Here is a 13,622-nt window from a genome sequence, read left to right on the forward strand (position 1 = left end):
TGAAAATCCCGGCCCTGTGGCTTTGAAGGCCGTGGATCCAAGACCTGCTGCACTCAGAAAGGCCGATGCCGGCACACGCCGGGCTCAGGCAACTGCCTGCGGCCGGATGTTTTCTGGATGATGCGCCGATGGCGTGCGCAGCGTCTCGCCGAACCAGGCCAGGTCCATGCCCAGGGCAGCGGTTGCGCCGACGATCAACAAGGCGGGCGCCTGGATCGCATGGCGGCGCGCTGCGTCCACGACCGTGTCCAGTGTGGCATGCAGGGTGCGTTGCTCTGGCCGCGAACCATGTTCCACCAGTGCGCACGGCAGTCCGGGATCGTGGCCTGCGGCCAGCAGCTGTGCACGTAGCGCGGGCAGGCGTTGCACCCCCATGTAGTAGACCTGGGTCCGGCTGTCGGCACCATCCGGGCAGGATGATCCGACCGTCTCGCCGGTCTGCTGCTGCGCCGTAGCCAGGGTCAGGGATTGGGCATGGTTGCGGTGCGTCAGCGGAATGCCGGCGTAGGCGCCGCAGGCCAGGGCAGCGGTGATGCCGGGCACGACTTCGTAGGCGATGCCGTGCCGTTTCAGATGTTGCAGTTCCTCGCCTCCGCGCCCGAAGACCAGGGGGTCGCCGCCCTTCAGGCGCACCACGCAGCGTCCCTGGCGTGCATGCGCGACCATCAGCGCGTGAATGCGGGCCTGGGTCGTTGCGTGCGGCCCGCCCGGGGCCTTGCCTACATCGATCACGTGCGCATCGCGCCGTGCCAGCGCCAGGACGGCGGGGCTGACCAGGCGGTCGGCCAGGATCACATCGGCTTCGTTCAGGGCGCGCAGGCCGCGCAGGGTCAGCAGGCCCGGGTCGCCGGGGCCGGCGCCGACCAGCAGCACTTTGCCCTTCGGAGGCGGGTTGGGGGTGGCCAGGGCCTGATCCAGCAGAGCTTCGGCTTGGCAGGGCTGGCCGCGCCGCAGGGCGCCCAGGACGGGGCCGTCCAGCAGCCAGTCATAGAAGTCCCGGCGGGGGCGCAAATGCGGCCGGGCCTGGCGGATCCGCACCCGATGGCGCCGGGCCAGATCCGCCAGGGCGCCCAGGGCCGGATCGAACATCGATTCGATGCGCTCGCGCAGGCGCCGGGCGATCACCGGCGCGGCACCGCCCGAAGCAATCGCGATGGTGATCGGAGACCGGTCCACGATGGCCGGCACCTGGACGCTGGACAGCGCCGGATCGTCCACGACATTGCAGAACAGCCGCCGGGTTGCGGCGGCGTCCGCGACCTGCTGATTCTGCGCGCGATCGCTGGTGGCGGCGACGACCAGCCAGGCCTGGTCCAACAGGGCGGGATCGAATTCCCCCAGCCGCAGTTCGATTTCGCCTGCCTGGGCGCGCGCCAGTACCTGGGGGTGGGCGGCATGCGCGCAGACGATGACCCGGGCGCCCGCCGCGCGCAGCAGCGTGATCTTGCGTTCGGCCACCAGGCCCGCGCCCACGACGACGGCCGTGCGGTCCCGCAGGTCGGCGAACAGCGGGAAATGATTCATGCGGCATCTGCCTTGCGGCGGGATCCGGCGCTGTGCGGGTCGCGCGCGTCTGCCTGGATCACGCCGGCGCGAACCAGGAAATCGCCGAAACCCTCGTCCGCCTGGCGCTCACGGGCGTACTGTCCGAACAGGGCATCCAGGCTGGACAGGATTTCGGTTTCGGTGATGTTTTCGCGGTAGACGACGTTCAGGCGTTCGCCGATGAAATCGGCCCCCAGGCGCAGGTCGTAGCGCCCCAGGGCGCGGCCCACCAGCGCGATCTCGCCCAGGTAGGGGCGCGAGCAGCCGTTCGGGCAGCCCGACAGGCGCAGCAGGATGGGCGCATCGCGCAGGCCATGCGAGTCCAGCAAGGCTTCCAGCTTGGGCAACAGGACGGGGGCGTAGCGCTCGCTTTCGGCCATGGCCAGGCCGCAGGTGGGCAGCGCGACACAGGCAATGTGATGGCGGCGGATGCCGCTCTGTGCCTTGTAGCCGTCCAGCCCGTATTCCGCGACCAGGGCGTCGATGGTGGCGCGGTCGGCCTCGTCCACATTGGCGATCACCAGATTCTGGTTGCAGGTCAGGCGGAATTCGCCCTTCAGGACGCGGGCGATTGCGCGCATCCCGGTCTGCAGGCGCAGGCCGTCCCGATCCCACAGGCGGCCCGAGGCGATATACAGCCCCAGGTGCCAGCGGCCGTCTTCGCCCCGAGCCCAGCCGTAGCGGTCGCCGTTGCGCTCGAACCGGTAGGGGCGCAGGGGTTCCAGGGGCACCCCCGTGCGCAGGCCGATCTGTTCGCGGAACCAGTCCACGCCCAGGCGGTCCACCGTGTATTTCAGGCGGGCATGCTGGCGTGCCTGGCGGTCGCCGTGGTCGCGTTGCAGCGTGACCACGGCCTCGGCCACGGCAATCACGTGTTCGGGCCGGGTGAAACCGATCAGCGTGCCCAGCCGGGGGTAGGTGCTCGGGTCGCCAGCCGTGGCGCCCATGCCGCCGCCCACCGCAACGTTGAAACCCTGCAGTTCGCCCTGTTCAATGATGGCGATCAGGCCCAGGTCATTGGCAAAGACATCGCAGTCATTGGTCGGCGGAATGGCGATGCCGATCTTGAACTTGCGCGGCAGATAGGCGGAATCGTTGCCGTAGATCGGTTCTTCGTCGGCCGCCTCGCCGACCTGTTCGCCGCCCAGCCAGATCTCGGCGTAGGCGCGGGTGCGCGGCAGGAAATGCTCGGACAGGCGTTGCACCCAGTGTTGTGTCAGCGCGTGCTGGCTGGACAGGTGCGGGTTGACCGAACTGATCACCTGGCGGTTCACGTCGCCGCAGGCCGCGATCGTGCTGGCGCGGGCGGCATGGATGCCCTGCATGAAGGCGCGCAGATGGCGTTTCAGGATGCCGTGCCACTGGAAAGTCTGGCGGGTGGTGATGCGCAGGCCGCGCGTGGCGTATTGCTGTGCCAGTGCGTCCAGCGCCAGCCATTGGTCCGGGCTGATCACGCCGCCCGGCAGGCGCGCGCGCACCATGAAGGCGTAGGCCGGCTCCAGTTTCTGCTTGCGCCGCTCGTCACGGATGTCGCGGTCATCCTGCATGTAGCTGCCGTGGAATTTCAGCAGCTGGGTGTCGGATTCCGGGATGGCGCCGGTCACCGGGTTTTCCAGTTCCTTGGCGATGGTGCCGCGCAGGAATCGGCTGCCGGTCTTGATGTCTTCCAGGGGAGACAGGGGGGAAACACTCATGTCGGGATCAAATGGAAATTGCTGTTTGAAGAGCAGGACGCCGCCCGCAAGCGAAGCCGGTCAATACACGTCCCGTGCGTAACGGCCCTGCGCGGCCAGGTCATCCAGCCACTGGCGGGCACCTTCGTCGTTCAGGCCGCCGTGGTCGCGGGCGATATCCAGCAAGGCGGCATGCACATCGCGGGCCATGCGTTCGGCATCCCCGCAGACATAGACGTGGGCGCCGGCCTGAATCCAGTCGTAGACGTCCGCGCCTTGCGCCAGCAGCCGGTGCTGGACGTAGATCTTGTCTGCCTGGTCGCGCGAGAACGCCAGGTCGATGCGGTTCAGGTGGCCGTCCTTCAGCGCCTGCTGCCATTCGATCTGGTACAGGAAATCGCTGGAAAAATGCGGATTGCCGAAAAACAGCCAGTTGCGCCCCGGTGCCTGCGCCTCGGCGCGGGCCTGGACAAAGGCGCGAAACGGCGCCACTCCGGTGCCCGCGCCGATCATGATGATGTCGCGGGCGGTATCGGCCGGCAGGCGAAAGCGCGTGTTTTCCTCGATGAAGACCGGCACCGTATCGCCTTCGGTGCGGTCGGCCAGAAAATGCGACGCCACGCCCCAGCGGGATTCCCCTTGCCGTTCAAAGGCGACATGGGCCAGCGTCAGGTGAACTTCGTCTTCGGCCACCGCAGCGCAGGATGCGATGGAATACAGGCGTGGGGCCAGTGGCCGCAAGGCTGCCACCAGTTCAGGCCCGCTCCAGCGCACTGGCCATTGCCTGAGCGCATCGATCAACTGATGCGTGCCCAGATAGGCGGCCAACTGTTCGCGGGCGTCCGGCGCCAGCAGCGCCGTCAGTGCGCCATCTTGCGCGCGTTCTGCCAGGGCGGCCAGGAATGGGCGGGTCAGCACCGTCAGTTCACGGTAGCGGCCCAGCCATTCGCCCAGGGGGCGGCTGGCACCTTGGTGTTCGACCGTGTCGGCGGCGTTCAGGCCGCAGGCAGCCAGAATGCGGGCGACCAGGGTGTCGTCCTGTTCGGGCCAGACACCCAGGGCATCGCCAGGTTCGTAGTGCAGCTTGCTGCCTTCCAGCGACAGTTCCAGGTGGCGGATGTCCTTGTCGCTGTCGCGGCCCGTGATGGGTTGGTTCAGCAGGATTTCCGCCTGGAACGGGTGGTCGCGGGTGAATTTTTCGGTCTGGGGCCGCAGCGGCGTCACCGTGGCCTGGGGCGTGGCTGCACTGGCGGTCTGCAGGACCTCGCGCGCCTGTTCCAGCGCCCGGGCCTGCCAGGGGGCGGCGACTGTGTCGATATCCAGATCGGCGGCGCCGGCGTCCTGCAGGCGCTGCGCGCCCAGTTCGGCCAGACGGGCGTCGATCTTCTGCGCAATGCCGCAGAACGAGGGGTAGTTGGAATCCCCCAGGCCCAGCACGGCGTATTTCAGCCGGGGCAGCTTCGGCGCGCGCTTGCCCAGCAGGAATTCGACCCAGGCAATCGAATCGTCTGGCGGATCGCCGTCGCCCTGCGTGCTCATGACCACGTAGAGCAGCTGTTCGTCCTTCAGTTCCTTGGTCTTGTACTGGTCGGCACGGATCAGCCGCGCTTCCAGCCCCTGGGCAAGCACCTGCTCATGCAGCGCATTGGCGACGCGCTTTGCATTGCCGGTCTGGCTGCCGTACAGGATGGTCAGGCGCTGGGCGGTGTCGGGTGCGGGCGCGCTGGCCACCGTCAGCGTCGGGGATGCCTCGCGCGTGGGCTGGCGCGCCTGGGCGACCCCGGCGAAATAGCCCGAAAGCCAGTGCAGGCTGGCAGGTTCCAGCGCGCCCGCCAGTTCGGCGATCAGGGGGAGGTGGGCTTCGGGCAGGTAGTTCGGCGCGAGCATGGCACGGTCTTGTGGAAACGAAGAAAGGGTCCATTCTGGGCCGCTTGCTTCGGATCGTGAACGAACCGATGCTTATGTTTTTATGCGCATATAAGCAAATGGCCCCATCCGGAAAGACCGTGTCGTCTGCGTGTGGCGGGGTGGATCGGGGTCAGTCTTCCCAGTGCAGCCAGCCTTCTTGCAGCCATTCGTCCAGCAGGGCGAGCGTGTCGGGGGCCAGGCGGCGGATCGCGTCCGCATCCAGCGCACGCTGGTCGGCCAGTGCCTCCAGGCCGGGCTCGGCCGCCAGGGGGGCGACCTCGCCATTGATGAAGACCTGCTGGTCGCAATACATCAGCCGCGTGCAGCGGTCCAGCGTCAGGCGACCCGCCGCCGGAACGCCTGTGCTCAGCGAGAGTGGTTCTGCGGCCGGGTCGAACAGGGCGCTGTCGGGCAGGGACGTCAGCCATTGGCCCAGGAACCGCGCTGCAACGGCACGGTCCAGGCGAATCCTGGACAGCGTGTCCAGCGTGGACTGCACCAGCGCATCGGGTAGGGCCGCTGGGGTGCGGGTGGCGGCCACCCCGGCGTCGGTATAGAGCGTGGCCAGGTCCGGGCCGGGCAGGCAGGGGTGTCCGTACAGGCCTGGGTTGCCCAGGTGCTGGGCCGAGATCTGGTCGGCGGCCGATTCCAGCAGGCCCCGGGCCAGGGTCGCCTGGCTGGGGACGCGAAAACCGATGGACAGCGTCATGCAGTCGCCGCCGATGGCGATGCCGTCGTGGCAGACGTGCGGCGGCAGGTACAGCATGTCGCCCGGTTCCAGGATGTCATCCGCATCCGGCTGGAAATCGGCCAGGATCTTCAGCGGCAATCCCGGCACCAGGGTGCGGTCCGCCTGCTGGCTGGTGCGCCAGCGGCGTCGGCCCTGTCCTTGCAGCAGGAACACGTCGTAGCTGTCGAAATGGGGGCCGACACCGCCACCGTCAGTGGCGATGCTGATCATCAGATCATCCAGCCGGGCATCGGAGATGAAGCGGAACTGGCGCATCAGCGCGGCCGAATCATCGTCGTGCAGGTCCACGCTTTGCACCAGCAGCGTCCAGTTCGGCTGCGAGGCTGGCGGCAATCGGCGAAACGGCCCGTGTTTCAGCGACCAGCCGCGCTCGCCGTGGGTGATGAGGCGGGATTCGACCTCGTCGCGGCGGGCCAGTGTCCGTACGTCGCCGATCGTGACCGGCGGCTGGAAACCGGGGATCGCCTGGCGCACCAGCAGGGGTTTCTGCTGCCAGTAGTCGCGCATGAATTCCTGGGGCGTCAGGCCGCCCAGCAGGGGTGTGGGGCGGTCGATGTCGGGGTTCGATGAGGTCATCATGAAAGGGGCGTCCTTGCGGGGTCGGGTGGGCCTGTCGGCCCGGCTTGCCGGGCCGATGGCCATCAGAGAAAGTCGCGGCGCAACTGGTAGATGAGTTCCAGCGCATCACGCGGGCTCAGGCTGTCCGGTTCCAGCGCCTGCAAGGCGGCGCGCAACGGCGCGTCCGGGTCGTGGTCGGATTCCTCTTCGGCCTGCTGCACGAACAGGGCCAGCTGGGATCCGGCCCGGTTGCGGGCTTCCAGTTCGGCTAGTTCCTTGCGTGCGTGGCGGATCACCACTGGCGGGATGCCGGCGCGCTGGGCCACGTGCAGGCCGTAGCTCTGGCTGGCGGGGCCGGGGCGGACTTCGTGCAGGAATACCACCCCGTCGGGCGCGTCGGCCGCTGCCAGATGGACATTGGCCACGCCGTGGGTCTTTTCCGGCAGACGTGTCATTTCGAAATAATGCGTCGCGAACAGCGTCAGCGCGCGGTTGTGCGTCAGCAGCCGGTGGGCAATGGCCCAGGCCAGCGCCAGGCCGTCGTAGGTGGACGTGCCCCGGCCGATTTCGTCCATCAGGACCAGGCTGGATGGAGTGGCGGCCCCCAGGATCACGCCGGCTTCCATCATTTCCATCATGAAGGTCGAGCGGCCGCCCGCCAGGTCGTCGGCCGCGCCGATGCGTGTGAAGATGCGATCCACCGGGCCGATGCGCGCCCGTGTCGCGGGGACGTAGCTGCCGGCGCGCGCCAGCAGCGCGATCAGCGCCACCTGGCGCATATAGGTCGATTTGCCGCCCATGTTCGGCCCCGTGATCAGCAACATGCGGCGTTCTTCGTTCATGTGGCAGTCGTTCGGGGTAAAGGATTCGATACTGTGTTCCACCACCGGGTGGCGGCCGGATTCGATGTCCAGGCAGATCTCATCGACCAGTTCCGGCGCCACCCAGCCGTGGGCGCGTGCATGATAGGCCAGTCCGGCCAGCGCATCGATCTGCGCCAGGGCAGCGGCGCAGCGGGCCAGCGCCGCCGCGTGCCCCGCTGCCTGGGCCAGGATCTGTTCGTACAGCAGTTTTTCGCGCGCCAGGCTGCGGTCCCGGGCAGACAGGACTTTGTCTTCCCAGGCTTTCAGTTCGGGCGTGATGTAGCGTTCTACGTTTTTCAGCGTTTGGCGGCGGCGGTAGTCGTCGGGCACCTTGTCGGCCTGGCCGCGTGAGACCTCGATGAAAAAACCATGGACGCGGTTGTATTCCACCCGCAGGTTGGCAATCCCGGTGCGTTCCCGTTCGCGGGCTTCGACTTCCAGCAGAAACGCACCGTTGTCCCCCGCCAGTTGGCGCAGTTCGTCCAGTTCTGCATCGTAGCCTGTTGCGATCACCCCGCCGTCGCGCACCATCAGGGCGGGCTCGGCGGCGATGCCCTGGGCCAGCAGCGCATGCAGTGCCGGGTCCACGGGGACGTCGCGCAGGCAATCGGCCAGCAGCCTCTGGGCATCGAAGGCAGCCGTAGTGGTCTGGGCCAGCGTGTCCAGGCATCCCAGTGCATCGCGCAGGCTGGCCAGTTCTCGTGGACGGATCGTGCCCAGCGCCAGGCGGGTCGCCATGCGTTCCAGATCGGGCAGGGGCCGCAGTGCATCGCGCAGGGCGCGCAGCGCGCCGTCGGCATCCGGCGCCTGCAGCAGTTGCGTGATCACGTCCTGGCGGGCGCGGGCCTGGGGATTGTCGCGCAGCGGCGCCTGCAGCCAGCGGCGCAATTGGCGGCTGCCCATCGGCGTGCGGGCGTGGTCCAGCGTGCTGAACAGCGTCGGGCCGTCGCCGCCGCTGAGCGTATCGGTGATTTCCAGATTGCGCCGCGTGGCCGGGTCCAGCACCACGTAGTCGCCGCCCGCGTCCACCGACAGGCTGTGCACATGGCTGAGCGCCTGGGCCTGCGTCGCCCCGACGTAGCGCAGCAGCGCGCCGGCCGCGCGCATGGCCAGCGGCAAGTGGTCCAGCCCGAAAGCGCCGACATCGTTCACGCCGAAATGGCGCAGCAGCGTGTCGCGCGCGCCGTCGGCCTCGAAGTGCCAGTCCGGTACCCGGCTGATCGCAGCGTCCAGTCCGGCCGATTCCAGTGCCCGCATGTCTGCCTGTTCTGCGCAGACCAGTTCGGCGGGCGCGATCCGGCCCAGTTCGGCGTCCAGCAGTTCCGGTGTCGATTCGCAGGCCTTGAAATCGCCGTTGGCCAGGTTCATCCAGGCCAGGCCCACGGTTTCGCGTCCGTGCCCGCGCCCGATGACCCAGGCCGCGATGCGGCGATCATCGTCGGCGGGCAACAGCGCATCGTCGGTCAGCGTGCCCGGCGTCACCACACGCACGATCTGGCGCTCGACCGGCCCTTTGCTGGTGGCCGGATCACCGATCTGCTCGCAGATGGCGATGGATTCACCCAGCGCCACCAGGCGCGCCAGGTAGCCTTCCATGGCGTGGTGCGGCACGCCCGCCATCGGGATCGGCGCGCCGTTGGACGTGCCGCGCTTGGTCAGCGTCAGGTTCAGCAACCGCGCCCCGCGTTCCGCGTCGTCATAGAACATCTCGTAGAAATCGCCCATGCGATAGAACAGCAGATGCGACCCGGCCTGGGCCTTGAGCTGGAGATACTGCTGCATCATGGGGGTGTGGCCGGACAGATCAGGGGTGGACATGGGTGCGGTGCTGGCAGGGGTGAAACGGGGAAGGTTCTTATTATCGGTCATGGGGTGCGCGGTGTCAGGTGAATGGCCGTGCTTTTCCTGACATTGAGCAGGGCACGAAAACTGCACGTCCGGCCTGCCATGGATGGATACAATGCGCGGATATCGATTTTCTTGCAAGGAATGACCCCCATCATGCCCGAATCGCACACATCCCTGAAGGAACTCACCCTGCGTGGTGTGGTGCTGGGCGCCCTGATCACCCTGGTGTTCACGGCGTCCAACGTTTATCTGGGCCTGAAAGTCGGCCTGACCTTTGCTTCTTCGATTCCGGCGGCGGTGATTTCCATGGCGGCCCTGCGGGCATTCCGGGATTCCAATATCCTGGAGAACAACATCGTTCAGACACAGGCGTCTGCGGCGGGCACTCTGTCGGCGGTCATTTTCGTGCTGCCGGCCTTGTTGATGATGGGGTACTGGACCGGGTTCCCCCTGTTGCAGACCGCCATGATCTGCGCCTGTGGCGGGATCCTGGGCGTGGTGTTCACCGTGCCGCTGCGGCGCGCGCTGGTCGTCAACAGCGATCTGCCCTATCCGGAAGGGGTGGCCGCAGCCGAAATTCTCAAGGTCGGACAGTCCCCGGACAGCGGCGCCAACACGCCGCCGGCGGGGGGGCTTGCGAGACATCCTGGCGGGCGGCGTGCTGGCCGGGGGATTCAGCCTGCTGACGAGCGGCCTGCGGGTGGCCGGCGACAGCGTGGGCTATTGGTTCAGTATCGGACGCGCCGTATTCCAGTTGCCCCTGGGCCTGTCCTTTGCCCTGGTGGGGGCTGGCTATCTGGTCGGGATCGTCGGTGGCGTGGCCATGCTGCTGGGCGTGGTGCTGTCCTGGGGGATCGCCGTCCCCTGGTTGACGTCGCTTACCCCCATGCCCGATGGCGTCAGCCTGAGCAGCTTCGCCTCCGGTCTCTGGGTTTCCAAGGTGCGCCTGATCGGTGCCGGCATGATCGCCATCGCGGCGGTCTGGACGCTGCTGACCCTGATCAAACCGATGATCGAAGGCATGCGGATTTCGCTGTCGGTGCTCAAGCGCGGATCAGGCGGGGTGGGGCAGGGCCGTACCGATGCCGACCTGCCGCCCTCGGTGGCGACGGCACTGTTCGTCGGCGCCCTGATTTCGTGGTTCGTGCGGGTCCGGCTTCGCGTCCGGGCATTTCCGGATGCCGTGTCCCGTGATCAGGCTGAACAGACCAGCGAGCGCACGGGCACGCTGTTTGCTTCGGGCATGATCGTGGGCGAGAGCCTGGTAGGCGTGGTGCTGGCCATTGTGATCGTGGGTTCCACGGCGACTGGTGGCGGGGATGCGCCGCTGGCCGTGGCCGGGCCTGGATTTGCGCCGATTGCGACCGGGATTGGGCTGCTGGCTTTTGTGCTGATGTGCGTCGTATTCGTGCGGCGCGTGCTGGGGGCGGGGGCTGGAAAGGGCTAATTCAACGGGGGCATCCGAAAAAGCCGTATCGGCCAGTGGCGATTATGGAAGTTTGCGGGGCGGCGTGATGCACTCGGCCCTGCTTTTTCCACACGGTCCACATTCTTTGTGTTACAAAAAGATTCATGGACGATATTGCGGCTTCCGATCTCAAAACGATTCTGCATTCCAAGCGGGCCAATATTTATTACCTGGAGCATTGCCGGGTGCTGGTCAACGGTGGTCGGGTCGAGTATGTGACAGACGCGGGCAAGCGCTCTCTATACTGGAACATTCCGATCGCCAATACCACCAGCATTCTGCTGGGGACAGGCACATCCATCACTCAGGCGGCAATGCGGGAACTGGCCAAGGCCGGGGTTCTGGTTGGTTTTTGCGGAGGCGGTGGCACGCCCTTGTTTTCCGCCAATGAAGTCGATGTCGATGTGGCCTGGTTCAGCCCTCAAAGTGAATATCGGCCGACGGAATATCTGCAGGCGTGGGTGGAATTCTGGTTTGATGATGCCCGCAGGCTGATTGCTGCCAAGGCCTTGCAGCAGGCTCGCATCCGGCGCCTGGGCGAAGAATGGCGTCAGGCGAGCCTGAAGGAAGCCGGATTCAATGTGGATGTGGAACGGCTGGATGGTCTGCTGACCCAGAGCCTGCGGCGTGTGGATCAAGCCGGTGAAACAGTCGAGTTGCTGACCGAGGAAGCCAGGCTCACCAAGGCACTGTTCAAGATGGCTGTTGACGCGGTGGGTTATGGCGATGAATTCACCCGTGCCAAACGGGGGACTGGTACCGATCCGGCCAACCGTTTTCTGGATCATGGCAATTATCTTGCCTATGGGCTGGGTGCCACGGCGTGCTGGGTGCTGGGCCTGCCGCACGGCCTGGCGGTCTTGCACGGAAAGACACGGCGCGGCGGGCTGGTGTTTGACGTGGCTGATCTGGTGAAGGACGCTTGCATCCTGCCGCAGGCCTTCTTGTCCGCCATGCGAGGCGACGATGAGCAGCAGTTCCGCCGCAACTGCATCGAGGCGTTGACGCGTAGTGAATCCCTGGATTTCATGATCGACACGGTCAAGGAAATCGCTAGGGCGACTGCCCGCCAGGCCGTTCCCGCCGCTTCTGGCCAGAAAGGCGGCGCATGAATGTTCTGCTGGTTTCCCAGTGCAGCAAGCGGGCCTTGACGGAAACGCGCCGGATCCTGGATCAGTTCGCCGAGCGGCGCGGCGACCGGACCTGGCAGACGGCGATCACCCAGGCGGGTCTGGATACCCTGAGAAGGCTGCTGCGCCAGACCGCACGCAAGAACACTGCCGTGGCCTGCCACTGGATCCGGGGCCGGGATCATAGTGAACTGTTGTGGATCGTTGGCGATGCCCGGCAGTTCAATGCTGAAGGCACCGTGCCGACGAACACCACCGCCAGCAACGTGCTGCGCACCGGTGACGAAAACGCCTGGCACCACCTGCCGTTGATGACCGCCCTGGCCGCACTTGCTGCCCTGCTGCACGACCTGGGCAAAGCCACGCAGGCGTTTCAGGACAGGCTCGGAAACCCAGGACTGCGCGAGCGCAATCACTACCGCCATGAGTGGGTGTCGGTGCGGCTGTTCCAGGCCTTTGTGGGGCAGGATGACGACACGGGCTGGCTGCAGCGACTGGCCGACTGCGCAGCACCGGGTGCCGATGCGAAAGCCTTTGAAGCGCTGTGGCTGGACCATGCCAGTGGGCGGCTGCTGCGCGATGGGCGGGATGAACCCCAGGCCAGGCAGCACTTGCCATTTGCCCACCTGCCGCCGCTGGCTCAGGCGGTGGCGTGGCTGGTGTTCACCCACCACCGTCTGCCCTGCCTGCCAGTACAGAAAGCACAGGACGTAGATGCGCAGGACATGGATGACGATAGGCGCGTCCACCACCGCTTTGGTGCACGCCCTCGATCCCTGAATCAGAACGCCCTGGACGACGTACTGCTGCGTATCAGTGCCGACTGGAACGAGCCCCGCGAAAACGTGCCTGCCTCGACGCTTGCCGCCCACTGGTACTTCCCGCACGGGTTGCCTGTCATCCAACCCGCCTGGCGCAAGCAAGCCGCCCGCTATGCACGCAAGCTGCAGGAACTGTTGCAAGCCACTGGGCAGCGCACCGTGCTGCACGACCCGTTTGCCATGCACGTTGTGCGCCTGTGCCTCATGCTGGCCGATCACCATTATTCCAGCCTCACCGACGCCGCCGCACGCGCCCCTTACCTCAGCAAAGACTACCCGCTCTACGCCAACACGTGCCGCAACAACTATCACAACGGTAGCTGCCCGTGCTTGCAGGATAGACGCCAGGCCCCGATTTTCAATCAAACGCTGGACGAACACCTGCTGGGCGTGCAGGCTCACGCCACGCTGGTGGCGCGATCCCTGCCCAGCCTCACGCACAGCCTGCCGGCGCTCAAAAACCACAAGCCCCTGAAAAAACGCAGCGCCGACCCGCGCTTTGCCTGGCAGGACAAGGCCGCCGACCTGGCCGCCAGCGTGCGTGCCCGCGCGGCACAGCAAGGCGCATTCATCGTCAACATGGCTTCCACCGGCTGCGGCAAGACACTGGGCAACGCACGGGTGATGAACGCGCTGGCTGACCAGGCCACCGGCCTGCGATGCGCCTTTGCCATGGGGCTGCGCACGCTCACGCTGCAAACCGGGCGCGTGTTCCAGAACGACCTGCAGTTGAACGACGAGCAACTGGCCATCCAGGTCGGCGGCGCGGCCAGCCGGGCATTGTTTGAATACTGGGAACAGCAGGCCGAAGCCACTGGCTCCGCATCCAGCCAGGCGCTGCTGGACGAAGCGGGCACCGTGCTCTACGAGGGCAACGACCAGCACCCGCTGCTGCAGCGCCTGACCGACGACGCCAAGGCCCGCGCGCTGATTGCTGCACCCCTGCTGGTGTGTACTGTGGACCACCTCACCCCCGCCACCGAAAGCCTGCGTGGCGGCCGCCAGATCGCGCCCATGCTGCGCCTGCTGACCAGTGACCTGGTGCTGGACGAGCCCG

At 66.6% G+C, this 13,622-nt stretch carries 8 protein-coding genes and 1 pseudogene; 4 read left to right on the forward strand and 5 right to left on the reverse strand.

Going from position 1 to position 13,622, the window contains the following annotated elements; genetic code table 11:
• Positions 1-84: 84 nt before the first annotated feature.
• The 5 genes from cysG to mutS form a co-directional block, all read right to left on the reverse strand.
• Positions 85-1,524, reverse strand: coding sequence for a siroheme synthase CysG (gene cysG, locus RBR29_RS01030; RefSeq protein WP_320346360.1), 1,440 nt, complete (start codon positions 1,522-1,524; stop codon positions 85-87).
• The gene (gene cysI, locus RBR29_RS01035; protein ID WP_320346362.1) at positions 1,521-3,239 is read right to left on the reverse strand and encodes an assimilatory sulfite reductase (NADPH) hemoprotein subunit; all 1,719 of its coding nucleotides are present in this window, start codon (positions 3,237-3,239) and stop codon (positions 1,521-1,523) included. Before cysI ends, cysG begins: the two co-directional genes overlap by 4 nt.
• A 60-nt stretch (positions 3,240-3,299) precedes the next feature.
• Positions 3,300-5,105 carry an assimilatory sulfite reductase (NADPH) flavoprotein subunit gene (locus RBR29_RS01040; protein WP_320346364.1) on the reverse strand — a complete coding sequence of 602 codons (1,806 nt, stop codon included), beginning with the start codon at positions 5,103-5,105 and terminating at the stop codon, positions 3,300-3,302.
• Positions 5,106-5,256: 151 nt separating this feature from the next.
• Complete coding sequence (locus tag RBR29_RS01045) at positions 5,257-6,456, reverse strand: cupin domain-containing protein (RefSeq protein WP_320346366.1); 1,200 nt, start codon at positions 6,454-6,456, stop codon at positions 5,257-5,259.
• A 62-nt stretch (positions 6,457-6,518) separates the two neighbouring features.
• On the reverse strand, positions 6,519-9,116 hold the full coding sequence (gene mutS / locus RBR29_RS01050; protein WP_320346369.1) for a DNA mismatch repair protein MutS: 2,598 nt from the start codon (positions 9,114-9,116) through the stop codon (positions 6,519-6,521).
• Positions 9,117-9,299: 183 nt separating this feature from the next.
• On the opposite strand from mutS, the pseudogene RBR29_RS01055 reads away from it, so the two are divergent.
• The 4 genes and pseudogenes from RBR29_RS01055 to cas3f form a co-directional block, all read left to right on the forward strand.
• Positions 9,300-9,704, forward strand: a pseudogene (locus tag RBR29_RS01055) (OPT family oligopeptide transporter); the annotation flags it as partial.
• Between the two features lie 76 nt (positions 9,705-9,780).
• Entirely contained in the window at positions 9,781-10,593 is an 813-nt protein-coding gene (locus RBR29_RS01060; RefSeq protein WP_320346371.1) for an OPT/YSL family transporter, read from the forward strand.
• A gap of 125 nt (positions 10,594-10,718) precedes the next feature.
• On the forward strand, positions 10,719-11,726 hold the full coding sequence (gene cas1f / locus RBR29_RS01065; RefSeq protein ID WP_320346373.1) for a type I-F CRISPR-associated endonuclease Cas1f: 1,008 nt from the start codon (positions 10,719-10,721) through the stop codon (positions 11,724-11,726).
• A partial coding sequence (cas3f, locus tag RBR29_RS01070) for a type I-F CRISPR-associated helicase Cas3f (RefSeq protein ID WP_320346375.1) occupies positions 11,723-13,622 on the forward strand: 1,900 nt, incomplete at its 3' end. The genes cas1f and cas3f, both read left to right, overlap by 4 nt.

The sequence above is a fragment of the Castellaniella sp. genome, assembly GCF_034007085.1.
In the GTDB taxonomy this organism is placed as follows: Bacteria; Pseudomonadota; Gammaproteobacteria; order Burkholderiales; family Burkholderiaceae_B; genus Castellaniella.

Excerpts from the sequence above, each read along its gene's own strand:
- cysI (WP_320346362.1), bottom strand. The coding sequence starts at position 3,239 with ATGAGTGTTTCCCCCCTGTCTCCCCTGGAAGACATCAAGACCGGCAGC.
- cas1f (WP_320346373.1), top strand. The coding sequence starts at position 10,719 with ATGGACGATATTGCGGCTTCCGATCTCAAAACGATTCTGCATTCCAAG.
- cysG (WP_320346360.1), bottom strand. The coding sequence starts at position 1,524 with ATGAATCATTTCCCGCTGTTCGCCGACCTGCGGGACCGCACGGCCGTC.
- RBR29_RS01040 (WP_320346364.1), bottom strand. The coding sequence starts at position 5,105 with ATGCTCGCGCCGAACTACCTGCCCGAAGCCCACCTCCCCCTGATCGCC.
- RBR29_RS01045 (WP_320346366.1), bottom strand. The coding sequence starts at position 6,456 with ATGATGACCTCATCGAACCCCGACATCGACCGCCCCACACCCCTGCTG.
- mutS (WP_320346369.1), bottom strand. The coding sequence starts at position 9,116 with ATGTCCACCCCTGATCTGTCCGGCCACACCCCCATGATGCAGCAGTAT.